This is a genomic window from Nocardiopsis endophytica (genome assembly GCF_027706725.1).
GTDB classification, from domain to species: domain Bacteria; phylum Actinomycetota; class Actinomycetes; order Streptosporangiales; family Streptosporangiaceae; genus Nocardiopsis_A; species Nocardiopsis_A endophytica.
The window spans coordinates 57,958-78,230 of the sequence record NZ_JAQFWQ010000015.1; the positions used below are offsets into that span (position 1 = coordinate 57,958).

The window sequence follows — 20,273 nt, forward strand, 5'->3', positions numbered from 1 at the left end:
CGTGCACTGGATCACCCTGCGCATGCGGGTGCGCACCCCGGTCTTCAACGGCGATGACGGCGCCGGGCTGCGCCCGGCGTCCCTGCGCGGCCCCATGGCCTTCTGGTTCCGCGCACTGGCGGGCACGGTGGCCGGACCCGACGTGGACACCCTGCGCCGCATGGAAGAGGCCGTGTTCGGCGCGATGGGCGCCCCCTCACCCATCGCGGTGCGCCTGCCCCGGCCCGTGCCCGTCGAATGGGAGGAGAGGCCTGAATGGCTCAAATACGGCGATAAAGATTCCGGACTGGGTTATCTCCTCGGCCAGGGCATGGGGTCCATCGTCGCCAAGCATTATCGCCTTACACGCCCCTACGCGACACCGGAACGGGCGGGCCTGTTCCCCCTGCGCATCGGTCTGTCCGGGAATCCTGCCGTCGACGCCCTTGCCCTGGCCAGCCTGTGGCTGCTGTGCGCCTACGGCGGGGTCGGTGCCCGCGTGCGCCGCGGCTTCGGCGGCCTGTCCATCGAAGGGGTCGGCGACGGCGTCGAGCACTTGGAGGAAACCCCCTGGACCGCGGAGACCCTGCGCAGCCCCGGCCTGGACCACTACAGCGGCCTCACGAGGCTGTGGACCGACACCCCTGAACTGCGCGAATGCGCCGCCTACCTGCCCAAGCTGGTCGACCTTCAGAAACCGGGGGTCTTCGCGCGCCCCTGGGAGGAGGACGAGGTGCCGACGTACCCTGTGCTGAGCCGGGCGCGCACCTGCGCCGGACTCAGCGCCGCCTCCGATCGCACGTGGGAGGGCCTGCTCTCGCACACCGGCAACTGCTTCTCCCGCTTCCGCTCCGCAGCCGCCGCAACACCGGCCACCGTGCACACCAGCCCACAAGAGAAACAAGCGGACGGCGATGACGCTTCCGGGGCCGCACCGCCGACTCACCCGCTGTTCCCGCTGGGCGCGCTCGGGCTGCCCGTGGTCTACGCCAACGGCAGCCGGGTCGGTGAGCGTCGCGCGTCCCCGCTGTGGCTGCGCCCCGTGGCCGAGTCGGGCGGCCAGTGGCGCCTGTTCTCCTTCGCCTTCCACGACCGCTTCCTGCCCGGCGACTCCCCGGTCGTTCCGACCCATAAGCGCCGGGGACCGGTCGTGGTCCGTGATCACGACGTGGTGGAGCTGAGTCGGCGATGGGTGGAGACGATGAGGAAGGAGGCCGATCCGCAGTGGCAGTAGTCCGCGCGCCCGGGACGAGGGCGGGCCAGGGGCCGGTGGGCCTGCTGTCTTCAGGGGAGGGCGGCACCGGGCTGCAGCGCGGGCGTGTACAGGGGCACCCGCCGGGGCGCTGGAACGGAGGTTCGCGTGCAGCGTGTTTCCGCTGGTCCAGGCACCGCACCGGCAGTCTGTGGTGCGCATCACGCAGGTTCGAGGGCCTGGTCGAGAGATCGCGTGCAATCGGGCATCGTCAGCGCAGGTCAGGTGCCGTAGAATCCGGCAAGAGGTTCGAAGGACGTCAAAGCCCGAAGGGCATAAGAACCCGACTGCGCCCGCGACGCCGGTGAAAATCGCCGGGTTCGAAGGACGTCAAAGCCCGAAGGGCATAAGAACAGTTCCCGAACAGCCTGGCTTTTCGCAGTCGAGGTTATTGGTCCGAAGGACGTCAAAACCCGAAGGGCGGCAATCCTCAAATGTAGAAGAACTTCAAACGGGGAGTTCCAATGGGAACCCTGCTCCACCGAGTTGCTTCCGAGGAGTCACTGTCCGCTGCCTGGCATGAGGTACGCGAAAACGACCTCGACGACGGTGTGAAGAGCGCGGCCGTCCAGGAATTCGAGAAGGGGGCCCTGCGGCGCCTCCTGGAAATCAGCGAGCAGCTACGCGAGGGAACCTACGCCCCCGAGCCCGTGACCGCCTTCGACGTCCCCAAACCCTCCGGCGACGCGCGGCTGCTGGGCATCGGGACGGTCGGCGACCGTGTCGTGGAGCGTGCCGTGCTCGCGGTCATCGAACCCTGCATCGACCCGGTCCTGCTCCCGTGGAGCTTCGCCTACCGCAAGGGGCTGGGTGTCCCCGACGCGGTACAGGCACTGACCGAGGCCCGTGAGAGCGGCAGTACGTGGGTGCTGCGCGCCGGCTTCGCCGACTGCTTCGAGACCATCCCCCGATGGCCGGTCATCACCCGCCTGCGCGAACTGGTGCCCGATGCCGAGCTGTGCCTGCTGGTCCAGCACCTCATTCAGCGCAAGGCCCGCGGGCCCGGCGCCCACCGGCTGCGCCCGGGCAGCGGACGGGGCCTGCACCAGGGCAGCGCATTATCCCCGTTGCTGAGCAACCTCTACCTGGACTCCTTCGACCGCACCCTGCTCCAGCACGGCCGCCAGGTCCTGCGCTACGGCGACGACTTCGCCATTCCCTCCGGGTCCCGCCAAGCCGCCGAGCAGGCGCTGGCCCAGGCCACCGAGGCCGCCCGCGAGTGGGGCCTGGAACTCAACACGGCCAAATCGCAGATCGTCTCCTTCGACGAAGGCGTGCGCTTCCTGGGACGCACCGTGGGCGGCCACAGCAAGGCCCGTCCCGGTGAGCGGGCCAGCCCCCTGGAGGCCACCATGTACGTCACCCGGCCCGGGGCGCTGGTGCGCAGCCGGGGCGACCGGGTCCGGGTGGAACACAACGACACCACCCTCATGTCGGTCAACCTCAAGCGGGTGCGCCAGGTGGTGGGCATCGGGCGGGTCGGATTCAGCACCCCGTTCCTGCACCGGGCCCTACGCCAAGGCGTCGAACTCGTCCTCCTGGACGATCTCGGCCGCTTCCAGGGGCGCCTGTCGGCGGCCCTGGGCGGAGACGTCCATGTGCGCGCTGCCCAGTACGAGGCCGCGCTGGACGGCGCCCGCGCATTGGAGCTGGCACGCGTGTTCGTGGCCGGGAAGATCGCCAACCTGCGCACCGGGCTGCTGCGCGCATCACGCCAACGCGGCGCCCGGCCCCTCGATATCGCACCTGCGGCCGAACACCTCGCGCACGCCCGGTCCACGGCGCTGGAGGCGCCGGGGATGAACGAACTTCTGGGGACCGAGGGCGCGGCCGCACGCGAGTACTTCGGCCTCCTGGGGCGGTTGCTGCCCGCCGAATGGGGGTTCACCCACCGGCGGCGGCGCCCGCCGCCCGACCCCGTCAACGCGATGCTGTCCCTGGGGTACACACTGCTGCTCAACGACGCGGTGGTGGCCTGCCATATCGCCGGCCTGGACCCCGAGGGCGGGTTCCTGCACACCCTGCGCCGCGGCCGCGCCAGCCTCGCCCTGGACCTGATCGAGGAGTTCCGCCCGCTGATCGTCGATGCCGTCGTCGCCCGCCTGCTGCTGGGCGCCAGGCTGACGCCCGCCGACTTCGACACCCCGCAGGCCGAGCGCGGCTGCCGTATGAAACCCGATGCGTTGAAGACCTTCCTGGCCGCCTACGAGACACGCATGCTCACCCTCGCGCGCCATCCCGGACTGGGGCGGCGGGTGTCTTACCGGACGGCGCTGGTGGCTCAGGCCCGGATGCCGGCCGCCGTCATCGCCGGCGAAGAGCAGGCCTACCGTCCGCTGGCGTGGCGGTGAGGCGCAGATGGGGACGCACCCGCACCGGCGCCGCTTCTACCTGGTCTGCTACGACATCGCTGATGACGACCGCCGCGAAGAGGTCTCCGACCTGCTGTCGGGCTATGGCCCGCGCGTGCAGTACAGCGTGTTCGAGGCCGCGGTGACCGGGCCGGAGGCCTACGAAGAACTCACCCGGGGCCTGCGCGGGCTGATCGAGCAGGACGAGGACCAGGTCCGCATCTACCCGCTGCGGGTTCCCGACCTGGACAAGGTCACCGGTCTGGGCAACAGGCGGCTGGAGGAGCGCGATGACTTCTGGATCTTGTGAGCGGCTGTGTACAGCCATGCATGAGGATCGGTCGAAGAGCATGATCGCGTGCATGGCGTCGTCGCAGCTCAAGGAGTCGTTTCGCCGCAATATGGCGTGCGCCACCATGGCTGTTGGCGCCGGTCGGGCGGTGCCGTGCAATCGGACATCGTCGACGCAGGTCAGGTGCCGTAGAATCCGGCAAGAGGTTCGAAGGACGTCAAAGCCCGAAGGGCATAAGAACGACGGAGTGTCTGATTACTACCACGGCATGTTTTGGTCCGAAGGACGTCAAAGCCCGAAGAGTGGAGGTTGTTTGCGTGGGAACGTGGATTGAGGGGACGGGGCTGCCCAGGGTGTCGTCAGGCGGTCGACAGGCCGTGTAGTGCGCGCATTGGACGTTGAAACCTATCGCCCTGGCCGTACCGCTTCCCGGTGATAGGTCGGCGTGCTTGAGGAGGGCGGAAGGGGCGCACGCCGGGGGAGGAGATCATGCCGTGAAGCTAGGAGAGTGACTTCTCGGCACACCAGAAGTTTGCTCGTGTTTGCTCACTCGGTTTCGTCGGCGGCTCGAGTGATCAATTCACGGGCCGCGCGGCCGTACACCGCCGCCTGCCGCAGTCGTTCGAAGGCGTGGGCGTACTGGGCGATCTCCCGTGGCTGGGTGATGGTCAGCTTCGCGCTGTAGAGGGCGTCTGAAAAGGGGCAGGGCGTGGCTCTGGCCATGCGCCGCACCAGGATCAGGCCCATCGCGAGGCAGAGGACGTTCTCCGAAATCACTGGCCGGTACTCGTAGTCCTTGCTGGTGCGCTGGAACTTGCCCAGCCAGGCGAAGGTCCTCTCCACCATCCACCTGCGCGGTACCACCGCGAAGCGGGGCACCGGCGGCGATGGTTCCGCTGAAGCGGGTCCGTAGCGGCGCGGCCGGGTAGCGGGGTCCCGACGAACGGGGTGGCCCTGTGCCGGGCGGTGGGCGCCCGGTGCGGGGCCGCCCTGTGTTGTCCCGGGGCGGATGTGGGCCCGGGCTGTGGTGGCCGATTCCGGGGTCCCTGGTGCGGCTGGGGCCCGTGGGGCGGGGGACTGATCGCTGTGGGGTGGATCCGTGCCCGGGGCGCCGGGGGTTCCGGGCGGGGCGTGGGGCGGCCCCGGGGCGTACTGGTGTGCCCGGTGGTGGGAGGGCCTGTCCAGGGTTGGGTCCGAGCCGGGGAGCGACCGACGAGCCCGAGATGGGGTGGACCCCAGGCCTGTGCGGGGTGTGTGTAGCCGTCTGACCTGGGGTTATGTTGGCGCACCCGGCAGGATTCGAACCTGCGACCGTTGGATTAGAAGTCCAGTGCTCTATCCACTGAGCTACGGGTGCCCGATTCAATTGTGTCGCGGTGCGACAGGCGGCGATGCCAGGGCTGCCTGCAGGATCACAGGGCGTGGGGCGGGGCGTGGCCCGTGCTCCTGCGATCGGGGCGGGGTCCGTATCGCGGCCTGCCGTCGACCTCGGGGCGACATCCTACGGTATTCGGGCGATGTCACCCATGGTCGGGCAAAAATATAACAACTACGGACATTCGTAGTTGCGTCTCGTTACCACGCGGGCTCCACCAAATCGACTGCTATCGGCTCCTCACCACACGTTACCCGTGATTAACCCCGCGTGTGGTGCACCCTCGGCGCGTTTCGCGAAGTCGGTGGCGGGGTGGCCGGCCGCGCGGCCCTGTCCGGCCCCGTGCGGTGGGCCGGGACCGCCCGGCCGCGGTGGCCGGGCGGTCGGCCGCTGCGGCCTCAGAAGACCCAGAACACACCGGCCGAGGCCAGCCAGTTCAGGGCCGCTAGGACGCTCATCCTCCCTCCTCTCCCGTCCGCACTTCCAACCAGGCGGGGGAGCTCGGAGGAGGGAGACGAGGATGCTCGTGTCGCGGTCGGAGCAAACCGGGCTTGCCGAGGATTTGGCCGATCCCGGACACGCCCGTGGACGGTGGGGCGGCCGTGGACGGTGCGGCGCCCGTGGCGCGGCGGGCGAGGCCGGGGCGCCCCCGCCCGCGTAGCGGTCGGCCTCGCTTCGGGCCCCGTGACCGGCGGCGCTACGGTTGTGCCCGTGACTTCGCCTCGATCCCGTCCCGGACGCCCGCCCTCCCGCCCCTCCACACCCCCGGCGGGAGTGGAGCGCGGCGGTCCGGTGTGGCCGACATCGGCCGGGCTCATCGCCGGAGCCGTCCTCGACCGCCTGATCCCCGACCCCCGGCGCGGCCACCCCGTGGCCGTCTTCGGTTCCGCCGCCGCCCGCCTTGAGCAGGTCCTCTACCGGCCCTCCCGCGCGCGCGGCGCCCTCTTCACCGCCCTCGCCGTCGGGACAGCCGCCGGACTCGGTGCCGGCCTCGGTGCCGCCGTCGAGCGTGCGGCGGGCCCCACGGGGCGCGCCGCAGCCGCCTCAGCCACCGCTGCAGCCACCGCCGGGGCCACCTGGGCGGCCCTCGGCGGGGCAATGCTCGCGCGCGAGGCCGAGGCCATCGCCGACGCCCTGGAGTCCGGCGACCTGGACGAGGCCCGCCGCCGCCTCCCCGGCCTGTGCGGCCGTGATCCGTCCGTCCTGGACGAGAAGGGCATCGCCCGCGCCACCGTCGAATCCGTCGCCGAGAACACCTCCGACGCCGTCGTCGGCCCCCTCGTCTGGGGCGCCCTGCTCGGCCTGCCCGGCCTGCTCGGCTACCGCGCCGCCAACACCCTCGACGCGATGGTGGGCCACCGCTCCGAGCGCTATGAGCGCTTCGGCGCCGCATCCGCCCGCCTGGACGACGTGGCGAACTGGGCGCCCTCCCGACTGACCGCGCTGCTGGCGTGTGCCGCCGCCCCCCTCGTCGGCGGAAGCCCGCGCCGCGCGCTGCGCGTCACCGCACGCGACGGCGACCGCCACCCCAGCCCCAACTCCGGCCGCTGCGAGGCGGCCTTCGCCGGCGCCCTCGACCTGCGTCTGGGCGGCACCAACCGGTACGGAGACCGCGTGGAGCACCGTCCCGAGCTGGGGGAGGGCCGCCACCCTGAGGCCGCCGACATCCGCCGCGCCGTCGCCCTGGCGCGCGCTGTGGACGCCGGGGCGGCCGCCGTCGCCGCGGCGGTCGCCGTCCTCCCGGCCCTCCCGGCCCTCCCCGGGGGCCGACGGTGACCGGGCGCGCCGGGCAGGCCCCGGCACTCCTGGTCGCGGGCACCACCTCCGACGCGGGCAAGAGCGTGGTCGCGGCCGGCCTGTGCCGCTGGCTGGCCCGCCAAGGGGTGCGGGTCGCCCCCTTCAAGGCCCAGAACATGTCGCTCAATTCGGTGGTCACGCCGGACGGCGCCGAGATCGGCCGCGCCCAGGCGATGCAGGCCGCCGCGGCGGGCATCGAGCCCTCCGCCGCCATGAATCCCGTGCTGCTCAAGCCCGGCGGCGACCGCACCAGCCAGGTCGTCGTGCGCGGGCGCCCGGTGGGCGAGGCCGACGCCGTGGGCTACCGCGCCTACCGGGACCGCCTGCGGGAGGTCGCCGCCGAGTCCCTGGCCGAGCTGCGCTCCGAGTACGACGCCGTCATCTGCGAGGGTGCGGGCAGCCCGGCCGAGATCAACCTGCGCGCCGGGGACATCGCCAACATGGGCCTGGCCCGCGCCGCCGACCTCCCGGTGCTGGTCGTCGGGGACATCGACCGCGGCGGGGTGTTCGCCTCCATGTACGGCACCCTGGCGCTGCTCGAGCCGGAGGACCAGGCGCTGGTCACGGGCTTCGTCGTGAACAAGTTCCGGGGCGCCCCCGAGCTGCTGGAGCCCGGACTGGAGATGGTCCGCGGGCTCACGGGCCGCCCCGTGCTCGGGGTGCTGCCCTGGCTGGACGGGCTCTGGCTGGACGTGGAGGACTCGCTGGCGCTGAGTGTCGACCGCGGGCCCGCGCAGGCCCCGGTGGGCGGGCGCTCGCTCAGGGTCGCGGTCGTCCGCCTCCCCCGGATCAGCAACTTCACCGACATCGACGCGCTGACGGTGGAGCCCGGGGTGGACGTCCGCTTCGTCACCGGGGCCCACGAGCTGGACGACGCCGACCTGGTCGTGCTGCCCGGCAGCCGCGCCACCGTCTCCGACCTGGCGTGGCTGCGCGAGCGCGGCCTGGACCGGGCGGTCGCCGAGCGCGCCCGGCGGGGGCTGCCGGTGTTGGGCATCTGCGGCGGCTACCAGATGCTGGCGCGGCGCATCGACGACGAGGTGGAGTCCGGCGCCGGCAGCGTCGACGGGCTGGGGCTGCTGCCGGTCGGCGTGCGGTTCGCGAAGGAGAAGACCCTGGGCCGCCCGCGCGGCACCGCCTACGGCGAGGACGTGGTGGGCTACGAGATCCACCACGCTGTGGCGGAGGTCGACTGGGCGGGAGCGTCGCCCGGAACGGCCGGGGGAACGGAGGCGCCGCGGCCGTTCCTCGACGGCTGCCGTACGGGGTCGGTGTGGGGCACCACCTGGCACGGAGCCTTTGAGAACGACGCCTTCCGGCGGGCCTTCCTGGCCGACGTCGCACGGGTGGCCGACCGCGACTTCCGCCCTGCGCCCGACACCGACTTCGCCGAAGCGCGCGCTTCGCGGCTGGACGCCCTCGGCGACCTGGTCGAGGACCACATGGACACCGACGCCGTCTGGCGCCTCCTGGAGAAGGGGGCACCGGAGGGCCTACCGGTCATTCCCCCGGCGGGTCCGCCGCTCTGAGAGTCCTCGTGAGGGCTGCCCGGAAGGCCGGTCCGCGGTGGGCGGCCGTCGGAGGCGATGCCCCGCCTCTCACTCCTCGATCCAGTAGGACGTGATGCGCTTGATGGTCGCCGTCTTGCCGTGGCCGCTGAACGTGTAGACGTCGCAGCAGCGCAGCCCGCCTCCGCCGGGGAGCCCCAGGCGGCTGCTCACCGCCCCCTCGCGGCCGTGGGTGAGGATGCTGTCCATCCGGAGCGTCTCTGCCCGCCGATCGACGCCCGCCGCGACGGCAGCGGCGAAGTCGGCCTTGCCGCGGACGGTGCGCCGCCCGACGATCTCCCACTCGACATCGTCGGCCACGGCCGACAGCAGACTGTCGGTGTCGTGCTCGGCCATCGCGACCGCGAAGTCGCGCAGGACCTGCTTCCTGGGGGCGTTGCCGCAGTCGGGTGCGGCCGTGACCTGGACCATGGCGGCAGATTAGCTGCCGACGGCGACAGCCGGGCGCGCCTCGTGCCGGTTCTTGGCGCGGGGCGGGTGGGCCCTGCCCATCCCGACCCGTCCCGTCCCGGCCGAAGCCTGTGGACAACGGGTGGCGGCCGTCGCCGCCCCGCTCTACGGTGGTGGGCGACCGGTGGCGGACCGGGGACACGGGCCTGGACGACGCACGCGCACGGCGGAGCGGCCCTGGAGGGAATGCGGCCGCCACGCCCTCCGGACGCGCGTCCGGAGGCTCCCTCGGCCTGTGACCACGGAGGTCCCCATGAGCGCCGAACACACCACCGCGACCGTGCGAAACCCGGAGCAGGACCGGACCGGCGACGCCGCGCCGGACGCCGCCAAGGCCGGTGAAGCCCCTCGCCCCGCCGAGCACGATGGGCCCACCGGGCCCGTGGCCGCCACCGACCCCTCGCGGGCCGACTCCTCGGGAGCCGACCCCACAGGGGCAGCACTCTCAGGGGCCGAATCCCCGGGGGCCGACCCCTCGGAGGCCGCGGAACCCCCGGAGCCCGCCGCTTCCGGCCCCCTGCACGGCCCGGCCGCCCCCGCGCCGGAGCACCGGGTCGTTCTCGACCTCGACCCCATGACCCACGCCGAGCTCCGGCGCGCCGCGCGCGGGCGGACCGTGGACTCCTACCTGTACGTCATCGCCGGGCGCTACGCCCGTTGGAGCGAGATGCGCGACTGGCTCGGCCGCCTGGAGGCCTGTTACGGCCCCCTCCCCGCCGAGGCCCTGGAACGCGTCCACCGGCGCATGCTCGGCCTGTCCCAGGTGCGCGGCGCCGGGACCACCCTCAGCGTGGCCTTCTCCGACGAGGAGTTCGCCGCCCTGGAGGAGGCCGCCGACGGCCGCCCTCTGGCCCCCTTCGTCCGCGAGACCGTCATCGACCGCCTCACGCGCGCCGATGCCGCCGTTCGGCACCCGTGAGCGGGCCCTGCACCGGCCCTTGAACAGCCGACCATGACCGGCCGACCCTGAACCGACCCTGAACAGCCGCCCTTGAGCGCGCGGCCCTTGGGGCTCCCCCGGGCGCGCCGCTCCCGGAGGCGCGGTCGTGCCGCCCTGCCACCGCGGGGCGGCGCGGCCCGCCTCCGTCGCCCTTCAGGCCCCTCCACCTACATGGCCGACAGCGACCGGACGTAGTTCACCTGCTGGGTGACCTGGTGGATGGTCTCCGGCCTACGGGCCGGGATCACCGTCGCGTACTGCGCCCTGCCGTTGGACACCGACACCTGGATGTTGCCGGTCGTCACCTTCTCCTTCATGGTCAGGAAGAACAGGCCCAGCAGGCCCAGCAGGCAGAACCAGATGAACAGCGCGATCGAGCCGATGGCCAGGATGAGCCCGGTGGTGGAGATCTTCTCCTCCACGTGGCTCATGTCGTTCACCGTCCACACCGCGCCCTGGAGGGGGAACCGGCCCGAAGGGGTGATCACCTCGCTCTGCGTCACGGAGATGTCCCCGATGGTGGTGAGGACCGGCTCGGCCGACGCCTGCTGGGGGAAGGCGTCCCACCCGCCCGTGCCCGCGGGCACGATCTCACCGTGGGACTGGGGGAACCCTCCGCCGGGATAGGGCTGCTGGGGGCCGTAGGCCTGGTCGGCGGGCCTGCCGTACGGGTCGTCGGGTCCCGTGGGGGGCTGGGGGTATTGGGTCATGCGCCGATTGTTGCAAACCCGCCGCGGTCCAGGGGCGCACAACCCTGGCCGGGCCCGGTCCCGCCGCTTCTGCGAAGATGGGGCTGCGCCGCTGAGGAACACGGAGCCCCGCCCGGGCGGGGTGCGAAGCCGTGGCTGTCCCGCAACTGTGAGGGAGGAGCCCGCCCCGACGCAGGCCACTGCCGGTCCGCCGGCGGGAAGGCACGGGGACGGGCGTCGACGCCCGAGCCAGGAGACTCCGCGGCGCCGGACGACCGCTCGGCACCGGGGCGCGGACCCCGGCTCGACACGAAGGGCCACGCGTGGCAACGATCCTGCTGCTGTCCACCGCGGACACCGAACTCCTCGCCGCGCGCGCCGCGGAGGCGGGCTACCGGACCGCCAACCCGGCGCGCACCCCCGCCTCCGAGGTCCCCGCACTGCTCGACGGCGCCGACGTCGCAGTGGTGCGGCTGCTCGGCGGCAGCGAGGCCTGGAAGGAGGGGCTGGAGGCGCTGCGGGCGAGCGGCGTCCCGCTGGTCGCCCTCGGCGGGGAGACCGCCCCCGACGCGGAGATGATCGCGTTGTCCACGGTCGCCTCCGGCGTGGCCACCGAGGCCCACGCCTACCTGGCCGAGGGCGGCGTGGGCAACCTCCGCGAACTCGCCCGGTTCCTGTCCGACACCGTGCTGCTCACCGGCGACGGATTCGCCCCGCCGGAGAAGATGCCCGAGTACGGGGTGCACCGGCTGCCCTGGCGGGACGAGGACGACCCGGCCCCCGAGCCGGGCCGCCCCACCGTCGCCGTGGTCTTCTACCGGGCGCACGAGCTGGCGGGCAACACCGGGTTCGTGGACACCCTGTGCCGCGCGGTCGAGGACGCCGGGGGGCACCCCCTGCCCGTCTACTCCGGCTCCCTGCGCGGCCTGGACGCCGGCAACACGCCCGGCCTGTTCGCCCTGCTGGGCCGCGCCGACGCGGTGGTCACCACGGTGCTGGCCGCCGGGGGAGCGGTGGCCGCCGACGCCAGCGGCGGCGGCGACGAGGACGCCTGGGACGCCGGGGCGCTCGCCGCCCTGGACGTGCCGGTGCTGCAGGGGCTGGTGCTCACCTCCACCCGCGAGCAGTGGCAGGCCTCCGACGCCGCGCTCACCCCCATGGACGCGGGCATGCAGGTCGCCATCCCCGAGTTCGACGGCCGCCTGATCACCGTTCCGTTCTCCTTCAAGGAGGTCGGCGAGGGCGGCATCGCCGTCTACCGCGCCGACCCCGAGCGGGCCGCCCGCATCGCGGGGATCGCCGTGGCCCACGCCCGCCTGCGCTCGGTCCCGCACGCCGACCGCCGCCTGGCCGTGGTGCTCTCCTCCTACCCCACCAAGCACTCCCGGGTCGGCAACGCCGTCGGACTGGACACGCCCGCCTCGGCGGTGCGCCTGTTCCGGCTGCTCGCCGAGCGCGGGTACGACCTGGGCGCCGACGACGCGCTGTGGCGCGTCCCCGCCCCCGAGGAGGGGCGCCGCGAGGACGACGGCGACCCGCTCATCCACGCCCTGATCGCCGCGGGCGGGCACGACGTGGAGTGGCTGAGCGAGGACCAGCTCGCCGCCGCCGAGGTGCGCGTGCCGCTGGAGGACTACCGGCGCTGGTTCGAGGCCCAGCCGGAGGCGCTGCGCGAGGCGGTCCGCGGCCACTGGGGCGACCCGCCCGGCGAGCTGTACGTCGACGACTCCCGCGGCCGCCCCGAGATCGTGCTGGCCTCGCTGCGCTTCGGCAACGTCGTCCTGATGATCCAGCCGCCGCGGGGCTTCGGCGAGAACCCGATCGCCATCTACCACGACCCCGACCTGCCGCCGTCGCACCACTACCTGGCCGCCTACCGGTGGATGGAGGCCGTGCCCGAGGACGGCGGCTTCGGCGCGCACGCCGTGGTGCACCTGGGCAAGCACGGCACCCTGGAGTGGCTGCCCGGCAAGGGGCTGGGCATGGCGGCCGAGGACGCCCCCGACGCGGTGCTGGGCAACCTGCCGCTGGTCTACCCGTTCATCGTCAACGACCCGGGCGAGGGCACCCAGGCCAAGCGGCGCGGCCACGCCACCGTGGTCGACCACCTGGTGCCGCCCATGGCGCGCGCCGACACCTACGGCGACATCGCCAAGCTGGAGCAGCTCCTCGACGAGTACGCCATGGTCAGCGAGCTCGACCCGGACAAGGCGCCGACGGTGCGGGCCCAGATCTGGACCCTGATCAAGAGCGCCGAGCTGCACCACGACCTCCACCAGGAGGAGATGCCGGACGAGGACGACTTCGACGACTTCGTCATGCACGTCGACGGCTACCTCTGCGAGATCAAGGACGTGCAGATCCGCGACGGCCTGCACGTCCTGGGCGCCGCCCCGCAGGGCGAGGCCAGGGTCAACCTGGTGCTCGCGGTGCTGCGCGCCACCCAGGTGTGGGGCGGCCGGGCGGGAGCGCTGCCGGGCCTGCGCGCGGCGCTGTCCCGCCGCTTCGGGCTCGACGAGAAGGAGCTGCTGGCCGAGCCGGGCGCCCGGGTGGAGGTGCCCGGCGAGCTGACCGCGCTGGCCGAGGGGCCCGCCCGTACGGCCTCCGACGCCGTGGACCTGATCGAGGCGCTGGCGCGGCGCATGGTCGAGCGCATGGAGGAGGACGGCTGGGCGTCCGAGAAGGCCGGTGCCGCCGTCGCCGAGGTGCTCGGCGGGGCGGCGGCCGACGGCCGGGCCGGGGACGGCGCGGCCTCCGAGGCGGTCGCCGACATGGTGCGGGTGCTGGAGTTCGCCGCCGAGGAGGTGGTGCCGCGCCTGGACGCCACCGGCGCCGAGATCGACGCGGTGCTGCACGCCCTGGAGGGCGGGCACATCCCCGCCGGGCCGTCCGGGTCGCCCACCCGCGGGCTGGTCAACGTGCTGCCGACCGGCCGCAACTTCTACTCGGTCGACCCCAAGGCCATCCCGTCGCGCAACTCGTGGGACGTGGGCCAGGCGCTCGCCGACTCGCTGGTGGCGCGGCACCTGGCCGACACCGGCGCCTACCCCCGCTCGGTGGGGATCACCGTGTGGGGGACCGCCGCCATGCGCACCCAGGGCGACGACATCGCCGAGGTGCTGGCGCTGCTGGGGTGCCGCCCGGTGTGGGACGACGCCTCCCGCCGGGTGACCGGCTTCGAGGTGGTGCCGCTGGAGGAGCTGGGGCGCCCTCGCATCGACGTGACCCTGCGCGTGTCCGGCTTCTTCCGGGACGCGTTCCCGCACGTCATCGGGTTGGTCGACGACGCGATCGCGGCGGTGGCGGCGCTCGACGAGCCCGCCGAGTCCAACTTCTGCCGCGCCCACGCGGTCGCCGACCACACCGAGCACGGCGACTGGCGCCGTGCCACCACCCGCATCTTCGGATCCAAGCCGGGGGCCTACGGGGCGGGGCTGCTGCCGCTGATCGACGCCCGGAACTGGCGCGACGACGCCGACCTGGCCGAGGTGTACGCGGTGTGGGGCGGCTACGCCTACGGCCGGGGCCTGGACGGCGCCGAAGCCCGCACCGACATGGAGGCCGCGTTCCGCCGCATCTCGGTGGCGGCGAAGAACCAGGACACCCGCGAGCACGACATCGTCGACTCCGACGACTACTTCCAGTACCACGGCGGCATGGTGGCGATGGTGCGCCGCCTGACCGGCGAGTCCCCGGCCGCCTACATCGGCGACTCGGCCGTGCCTGAGCAGGTCAAGACACGCACCCTGGGGGAGGAGACCCGCCGGGTCTTCCGCGCGCGCGTGGTCAACCCGCGGTGGATCGCCGCGATGCGCCGCCACGGCTACAAGGGCGCGTTCGAGCTGGCGGCCACGGTGGACTACCTGTTCGGCTACGACGCCACGGCCGGCGTGGTGGACGACTGGATGTACCGGACGCTGGCCGAGACCTACGTGTTCGACCCGGAGAACAGCGAGTTCCTGGAGCAGTCGAACCCGTGGGCGCTGCGGGGCATCTCCGAACGCCTGCTGGAGGCGGCCGACCGGGGCCTGTGGGCCGAGCCCGACAAGGAGGTCCTGGACCGCCTGCGGGAGACCTACCTCCGCCTGGAGGGGGACCTGGAAGGCGACGACGAGGACCAGGACTGACCTGCACGGACGCCCGTCCCCGGCCATGGTCGCGGCCGGGGACGCCGCCGATGGCGGCGGGCACGGTGGCCCTTACGGCAGCGCGGTCGGCCCGCGGGCGCGCTGTTGTTGATCTCGGGGAAGTCGGGCTTATCGTGTCCGGTTTAACCCCGGGTTCCCCGAGATCATCGCGGAGCTGCCCTTCGCGGTGACCATGCGCGCGGCCTACGCCCGCAAGTGCTGCCGGATGGACCGCCGACCTGCGTCGTCGCCGCCCCCGACCCACTCGGCTGGAGTCCGCCAGCGGAGTACCTCCTGAGCTGAATCCGATCGCTGTGGCCGGATGTGGCCCCTCCCCTTGCGTGTGGCTCGGATCACTCTCTCCCTCCTCGGCGCTGCCCTGTTACCGCTGGTAGCGGGTGTCGGTGGTATGCGGCGGGTGGGGCGGACCCTCTGGGACCCCGGCCGTCACCCGTGCAAGGTGCGTGACCGGGGGAACATGAATCTCTTTCGCGAATGGCGTTGTCGTGCGTAATCTGCCGCTCACCTGACGCTTACCGCGACCTCCCACCCCCTACTCCCGACGCCGAGCACCATTCCCCCGACGCCCCTCACCGCCTCCGTACCGACCCCCGGCCGACACCCGCACCGATCCCCCCTGTCGCCCCCTGCCGATCGAGGTACGACCCATGCCCCAGCACCCCCGACGCAGCCTCCCGGCCGCCGGGCTGGCCGTCGCCTGTGCGCTCGCCCTGGTCCCGGCCCTCGGCGCCGCGCCCGCGGCCGCCGACGACGGCCCCGACCCCGCCGAGATCCTCGCCGCGATCGAGGACCACTGCGGCGAGGACGGCTGCAGCGACGTCCTGCCCCCGGGCCAGAACGGCAACGCCACCCTCATCGAGATCCTCGGCAACCAGGCCTTCGGCACCCGCCCCGCGCACTCCTCCGACCAGCTCGACCGGTACGACAACCTGCTGCACGACTACCAGGGCCTGGACGACTCCGGCCTCGGCGACTACTTCATGGACGCCTCCTTCGGCGTCGACCCCGGCGACGTCGAGCGCGAGTACAGCCCCCGCGGCGACGTGACCATCCAGCGCGACAAGGGCTTCGGCGTCCCGCACGTCTACGGCGAGACCCGCGAGGGCACCATGTTCGGCGCCGGCTACGCCGCGGCCGAGGACCGGCTGTTCCTCATGGACGTCCTGCGCAACCTGGGCCGCGGCGAGCTCACCCCCTTCGCCGGAGGCGCCGAGGGCAACCGCGCCTTCGAGCAGATGCTCTGGCGCACCGCCCCCTACACCGAAGAGGACAAGCAGGCCCAGATCGACCGGGTCGCCTCCTCCGGCGAGCGCGGCGCCCAGGCCCTGGCCGACGTGGAGTCCTACGTCGAGGGCATCAACGCCTACATCGACCGCTCCCAGGACCGCCGCGACTACCCCGGCGAGTACGTGCTCACCGGCCACAAGGACGCCATCACCCAGGAAGGCGAGATCGAGCACTTCCGCCCCACCGACATCGTCGGCATCGCCTCGATGGTCGGCGCGCTGTTCGGCGGCGGGGGCGGCGGCGAGGTCCAGTCCGCCCTGATCCGCCTCTCCTTCCAGAACCAGTACGGCGAGGAGGAGGGCGACCGGCGCTGGCAGGCCTGGCGCATGGAGAACGACCCCGAGGCCGTGACCACCGTCGACGGCGAGTTCCCCTACACGGGGACGCCCGAGGACCCGGTCGGCCGCGCCATGCCCGACCCGGGGTCGGTCGAGCCCTACGACATCGTGCACGACGAGACCGGGTCCGCCGCCTCCGGCGACGCGGCCCCCGAGAGCAGGGTGGAGGCCGCCTCGGCCGCCAGCGCCGAGGAGGGCGGCGGCACCGTCGAGGAGCTGCCGGAGGAGGACGCCGCCGCGCTGGAGGACAAGGCCGAGAAGGGCGACCTCGAAGACGCGGAGGGCATCTTCAACGACGGCGTGCTGCCCGAGGACCTGGCCGAGCCGCGCGGCATGTCCAACGCGCTCATGGTCTCCGGCGAGCACACCGCCGACGGCGCCCCCATCGCCGTCATGGGCCCACAGACCGGCTACTTCTCGCCGCAGCTCCTCATGGTCCAGGAGCTGCAGGGGCCCGGCATCAGCGCCCGCGGCGCCTCCTTCGCCGGGACCAGCTTCTACGTGCAGATGGGCCGCGGCGTCGACTACGCCTGGAGCGCCACCTCCGCTGGGCAGGACATCACCGACACCTTCGCGGTGGAGCTGTGCGAGACCGACGGCTCCGACCCCGGCACCGGGTCGCGGGCCTACGTCGCCCGGGACGGCTCCTGTACCCCCTTCGAGGAGCTGACCGTGGAGAACGCCTGGAAGCCCACGGTCGCCGACCAGACGCCCGCCGGGTCCTACCGCCTGACGTCGCTGCGCTCGGAGTTCGGCCTGGTGGAGTCGTTCGGCACGGTGGACGGCGACCCGGTCGCCTTCACCGTCCGCCGGTCCACCTACATGCGGGAGGTCGACTCCATCATCGGCTTCCAGCGGTTCAACGACCCCGGCGAGGTCGGCTCGGCCGAGGACTTCCAGGAGGCGGCCGCCGACATCGGCTACGCCTTCAACTGGCACTACGCCGACGCCGACCAGGTCGCCTTCCAGAACTCCGGCGCCAACCCGGTGCGCACCGAGGGAACCGACCCCAACCTGCCCATCGCCGCCGGCTCGGCCGCCGGCTGGAAGGGCTGGGACCCCGCCGACAACGGCGCCGAGTACCACCCCCGGCAGGACCACCCCAACTCGGTCGGCCAGGACTACTACGTCAACTGGAACAACAAGGTCGCCCAGGGGTACACCTCCGGCTGGGGGACCGGGTCGGTGCACCGCGGCGACCTGCTCGACGGGCGGGTGGCCGCCCTCATCGACGAGGGGCACTCCTTCACCCGGGCCTCACTGGTCCAGGTGATGATGGAGGCCGGCCACACCGACCTGCGCGGCGAACAGGTGCTCCCGGAGATGCTCCGGGTGCTGGAGCGCGCCGACACCTCCGACCCGCAGGTCGCCGAGGCGGTCGGGGCGCTGCGGGCCTGGCAGGAGGCGGGCGCCCCGCGCCGGGAGCCCTCGCGCGACGCCGGGGCCTACGAGCACGCCGACGCCGTCCGGATCATGGACGCCTGGTGGCCGCGCCTGGTGGAGGCCGAGTTCGAGCCGGGCCTGGGCGAGGAGCTGTTCACCGGGATCACCGGGGCCGTGCAGGTCGACGAGACGCCCAACGGCGACGGCGAGCACAAGGGCTCCTCCTACCAGTACGGCTGGTGGTCCTACGTGGACAAGGACCTGCGCACCGTGCTCGGCGAGGACGTCGAGGGCGGCCTCGGCGGGGCCTACTGCGGGGGCGGCGACGCCGACGCCTGCGCCCAGGTGCTCGCCGACACCCTGGCCGAGGCGGCGGCCCTGCCCGCCGAGGAGGTCTACCCGGGCGGCGGGGGCTGCGACGCCGGCGACCAGGTGTGCGCCGACGCGATCGTGCAGCAGCCCCTGGGCGGCATCAACATGTGGCCCATCGCCTGGCAGAACCGGCCGACCTACCAGATGGTGATGCAGTTCGAGAGCGGAAGGGGCTGACCCTTCCGGCGTCCGCGGGGCCGGTGCGCCCGCCCCGCGGACGCGCCCGCCATCGCGCCCGAGGCCGCGCGGTCCTCCGAATGCAGGGAGGGCGCCGCGGCCGCGTTTCGGGAGCGTGCGGCGCGGTCGCTGCGCACCGGACCGGAAACCGCCGCAGCGGCGGGCATCGGATGGCCGAAAGATGTGTGCTTCCTCACCATCGCGCGGGTAGTTTAGTGGTACCCGCTGGACGGGAGGCCGCTTATGCCGCTATGGGTCCTCTGGCTGATCGCCGCCGTCGCGCTCGGCATCGCCGAAGCCTTCACCCTGACCCTCTCGCTCGGCCTGCTCGCGGCGGCGGCGCTGGTCGCGGGTGTGGTCGGCGCCGCGGGCATGGGCGTGGTGGCCCAGGTGCTCGCCTTCATCGTCACCTCGGCCGCCGGGATCCTGGTGATCCGCCCCATCGCCCGCCGCCACCTGAAACAGCCGCCGCTGCTGCCCTCCGGGACCGACGCCCTGGTGGGCCGCTCGGCCGTGGTCACCGAACAGGTCACCGGCGACCACGGGCGGATCAAGCTGCTGGGCGAGGAATGGTCCGCGCGCGCCCTCGACGAGGACCACGTCATCCCCGCGGGCGTGCACGTGGACGTGATGGAGATCGACGGGGCCACGGCCGTCGTCTACCCGCGCGAGGCCTTGCCGTGACCGGGGGAGCCCCACGCACCGACCCGCACGACCCGACTCGCAGGGCAGGTACATCATGGGAGCCGACATCCTCTTCATCGTCCTGGCGGCCATCGCGGTGCTGCTGGTGGTCTCCACGGTGCGGATCGTTCCACAGGCCCGCGCCTACAACATCGAGCGCTTCGGGCGCTACCAGCGCACCCTCCAGCCGGGGCTGAACTTCATCATCCCGATCGTCGACCGCGTCAACACCAAGTTCGACCTGCGCGAGCAGGTGTTCTCCTCCCGGCCGCAGCCGGTCATCACCGAGGACAACCTGGTCGTCAACATCGACACGGTGCTCTACTACCAGATCACCGACCCCAAGGCGGCGGCCTACGAGGTCGCCAACTACCTGCAGGCCATCGACCAGCTCACTGTCACCACGCTGCGCAACGTGATCGGCGGCATGGACCTGGAGCGCACGCTGACCTCCCGCGAGGAGATCAACACCCGGCTGCGGGGCGTGCTGGACGAGGCCACCGGCAAGTGGGGCATCCGCGCCAACCGCGTGGAGATCAAGGCGATCGACCCGCCGCCCACCATCAAGGAGGCGATGGAGAAGCAGATGCGGGCCGAGCGCGACAAGCGGGCCGTGGTCCTGCACGCCGAGGGCGAGCGGCAGTCGCGCATCCTCACCGCAGAGGGCGCCCGCCAGCAGGCGATCCTGGAGGCCCAGGGCGACCAGCAGGCGCGCATCCTGCGCGCGGACGGCGAGGCGCAGGCGGTCGAGCGCGTGTTCCAGGCGGTGCACCGCAACAACGCCGACCCCAAGCTGCTGGCCTACAAGTACCTGGAGACGCTGCCGTCGCTGGCCAACGGCGAGGGCAACACCTTCTGGGTGATCCCGGGCGAGCTGACCTCGGCGGTGCAGAACGTGACCCGCGCCTTCTCCGGGCAGGCCGACTCCGCGGCCGACGGCGGGGGCGAGCAGGAGGACCGCGAGCGCACCGGCGAGCTGGAGGAGGGCGGCACCCCGGAGCTCACCTCGGCAGAAGACGGGGACCGGGCCTCCCGGGCGGCCGCCGACGACGCGGCGCAGAGCGCCGCCGAGGCGGTGGAGAACGCCCGCCGCGCGGCCGAGGCCGCGGCGGCCGGAGGCACCACGGGCGGCGCGAGCGTCCCCGAGCAGGGCCCAGGGGAGAGGTGACGGGCAAAGGCGGGTCCCGGTCC

At 72.9% G+C, this 20,273-nt stretch carries 13 protein-coding genes, 1 tRNA gene and 1 riboswitch; of the genes, 10 read left to right on the plus strand and 4 right to left on the minus strand.

What is annotated here, in order from left to right:
* Window position 1 precedes the first annotated feature (1 nt).
* The 3 genes from cmr1 to cas2 all read left to right on the plus strand — a co-directional run bounded on the left by cmr1 (window position 2) and on the right by cas2 (window position 3,892).
* On the plus strand, window positions 2-1,213 hold the full coding sequence (gene cmr1 / locus O4J56_RS07750; RefSeq protein WP_270684696.1) for a type III-B CRISPR module RAMP protein Cmr1: 1,212 nt from the start codon (window positions 2-4) through the stop codon (window positions 1,211-1,213).
* A 482-nt stretch (window positions 1,214-1,695) separates the two neighbouring features.
* Window positions 1,696-3,582: a CRISPR-associated endonuclease Cas1 gene (gene cas1, locus O4J56_RS07755; RefSeq protein WP_270684697.1), complete on the plus strand. Its 1,887-nt coding sequence runs from the start codon at window positions 1,696-1,698 to the stop codon at window positions 3,580-3,582.
* Between the two features lie 7 nt (window positions 3,583-3,589).
* Window positions 3,590-3,892 carry a CRISPR-associated endonuclease Cas2 gene (gene cas2, locus O4J56_RS07760; protein WP_270684698.1) on the plus strand — a complete coding sequence of 101 codons (303 nt, stop codon included), beginning with the start codon at window positions 3,590-3,592 and terminating at the stop codon, window positions 3,890-3,892.
* A gap of 528 nt (window positions 3,893-4,420) precedes the next feature.
* Here cas2 and O4J56_RS07765 read toward each other — a convergent pair.
* Both O4J56_RS07765 and O4J56_RS07770 read right to left on the minus strand, forming a co-directional pair.
* On the minus strand, window positions 4,421-4,720 hold the full coding sequence (locus O4J56_RS07765; RefSeq protein ID WP_270684700.1) for a hypothetical protein: 300 nt from the start codon (window positions 4,718-4,720) through the stop codon (window positions 4,421-4,423).
* 435 nt (window positions 4,721-5,155) lie between these two features.
* Window positions 5,156-5,231: transfer RNA gene (locus tag O4J56_RS07770), tRNA-Arg, on the minus strand.
* A gap of 810 nt (window positions 5,232-6,041) precedes the next feature.
* Between O4J56_RS07770 and O4J56_RS07775 the strand changes: the two genes are divergently transcribed.
* Together O4J56_RS07775 and O4J56_RS07780 are read left to right on the plus strand one after the other, a co-directional pair.
* Window positions 6,042-7,025, plus strand: coding sequence for a cobalamin biosynthesis protein (locus O4J56_RS07775; RefSeq protein ID WP_270684702.1), 984 nt, complete (start codon window positions 6,042-6,044; stop codon window positions 7,023-7,025).
* Complete coding sequence (locus O4J56_RS07780; RefSeq protein ID WP_270684704.1) at window positions 7,022-8,575, plus strand: cobyric acid synthase; 1,554 nt, start codon at window positions 7,022-7,024, stop codon at window positions 8,573-8,575. Before O4J56_RS07775 ends, O4J56_RS07780 begins: the two co-directional genes overlap by 4 nt.
* A 69-nt stretch (window positions 8,576-8,644) precedes the next feature.
* Here O4J56_RS07780 and O4J56_RS07785 read toward each other — a convergent pair whose 3' ends face one another.
* A complete protein-coding gene (locus O4J56_RS07785) occupies window positions 8,645-9,025 on the minus strand; it encodes a nuclear transport factor 2 family protein (RefSeq protein ID WP_270684705.1) in 381 nt (126 codons plus the stop codon).
* Between the two features lie 292 nt (window positions 9,026-9,317).
* On the opposite strand from O4J56_RS07785, the gene O4J56_RS07790 reads away from it, so the two are divergent.
* Window positions 9,318-9,983 (plus strand): hypothetical protein, encoded by a 666-nt coding sequence (locus O4J56_RS07790; RefSeq protein ID WP_270684707.1) that lies wholly within the window; start codon window positions 9,318-9,320, stop codon window positions 9,981-9,983.
* A 188-nt stretch (window positions 9,984-10,171) separates the two neighbouring features.
* Here O4J56_RS07790 and O4J56_RS07795 read toward each other — a convergent pair whose 3' ends face one another.
* Window positions 10,172-10,714 (minus strand): hypothetical protein, encoded by a 543-nt coding sequence (locus O4J56_RS07795; RefSeq protein ID WP_270684709.1) that lies wholly within the window; start codon window positions 10,712-10,714, stop codon window positions 10,172-10,174.
* A 94-nt stretch (window positions 10,715-10,808) separates the two neighbouring features.
* Window positions 10,809-10,952, plus strand: a riboswitch (cobalamin riboswitch).
* A gap of 64 nt (window positions 10,953-11,016) precedes the next feature.
* On the opposite strand from O4J56_RS07795, the gene cobN reads away from it, so the two are divergent.
* From cobN to O4J56_RS07815, 4 genes are all read left to right on the plus strand, one after another.
* On the plus strand, window positions 11,017-14,820 hold the full coding sequence (cobN, locus tag O4J56_RS07800; protein WP_270684711.1) for a cobaltochelatase subunit CobN: 3,804 nt from the start codon (window positions 11,017-11,019) through the stop codon (window positions 14,818-14,820).
* A 668-nt stretch (window positions 14,821-15,488) separates the two neighbouring features.
* On the plus strand, window positions 15,489-18,398 hold the full coding sequence (locus O4J56_RS07805; RefSeq protein WP_270684713.1) for a penicillin acylase family protein: 2,910 nt from the start codon (window positions 15,489-15,491) through the stop codon (window positions 18,396-18,398).
* A 243-nt stretch (window positions 18,399-18,641) separates the two neighbouring features.
* Window positions 18,642-19,082 carry an NfeD family protein gene (locus O4J56_RS07810; RefSeq protein ID WP_270684714.1) on the plus strand — a complete coding sequence of 147 codons (441 nt, stop codon included), beginning with the start codon at window positions 18,642-18,644 and terminating at the stop codon, window positions 19,080-19,082.
* A gap of 55 nt (window positions 19,083-19,137) precedes the next feature.
* Window positions 19,138-20,250, plus strand: a complete 1,113-nt coding sequence (locus tag O4J56_RS07815) for an SPFH domain-containing protein (RefSeq protein ID WP_270684716.1) — start codon at window positions 19,138-19,140, stop codon at window positions 20,248-20,250.
* The last annotated feature ends 23 nt before the right edge of the window (window positions 20,251-20,273 follow it).

Coding starts and splice junctions, on each gene's coding strand:
- O4J56_RS07815 (WP_270684716.1), top strand. CDS start 19,138: ATGGGAGCCGACATCCTCTTCATCGTCCTGGCGGCCATCGCGGTGCTG.
- cas2 (WP_270684698.1), top strand. CDS start 3,590: ATGGGGACGCACCCGCACCGGCGCCGCTTCTACCTGGTCTGCTACGAC.
- O4J56_RS07790 (WP_270684707.1), top strand. CDS start 9,318: ATGAGCGCCGAACACACCACCGCGACCGTGCGAAACCCGGAGCAGGAC.
- O4J56_RS07765 (WP_270684700.1), bottom strand. CDS start 4,720: ATGGTGGAGAGGACCTTCGCCTGGCTGGGCAAGTTCCAGCGCACCAGC.
- O4J56_RS07810 (WP_270684714.1), top strand. CDS start 18,642: ATGCCGCTATGGGTCCTCTGGCTGATCGCCGCCGTCGCGCTCGGCATC.
- O4J56_RS07785 (WP_270684705.1), bottom strand. CDS start 9,025: ATGGTCCAGGTCACGGCCGCACCCGACTGCGGCAACGCCCCCAGGAAG.
- O4J56_RS07795 (WP_270684709.1), bottom strand. CDS start 10,714: ATGACCCAATACCCCCAGCCCCCCACGGGACCCGACGACCCGTACGGC.
- O4J56_RS07805 (WP_270684713.1), top strand. CDS start 15,489: ATGCCCCAGCACCCCCGACGCAGCCTCCCGGCCGCCGGGCTGGCCGTC.
- cas1 (WP_270684697.1), top strand. CDS start 1,696: ATGGGAACCCTGCTCCACCGAGTTGCTTCCGAGGAGTCACTGTCCGCT.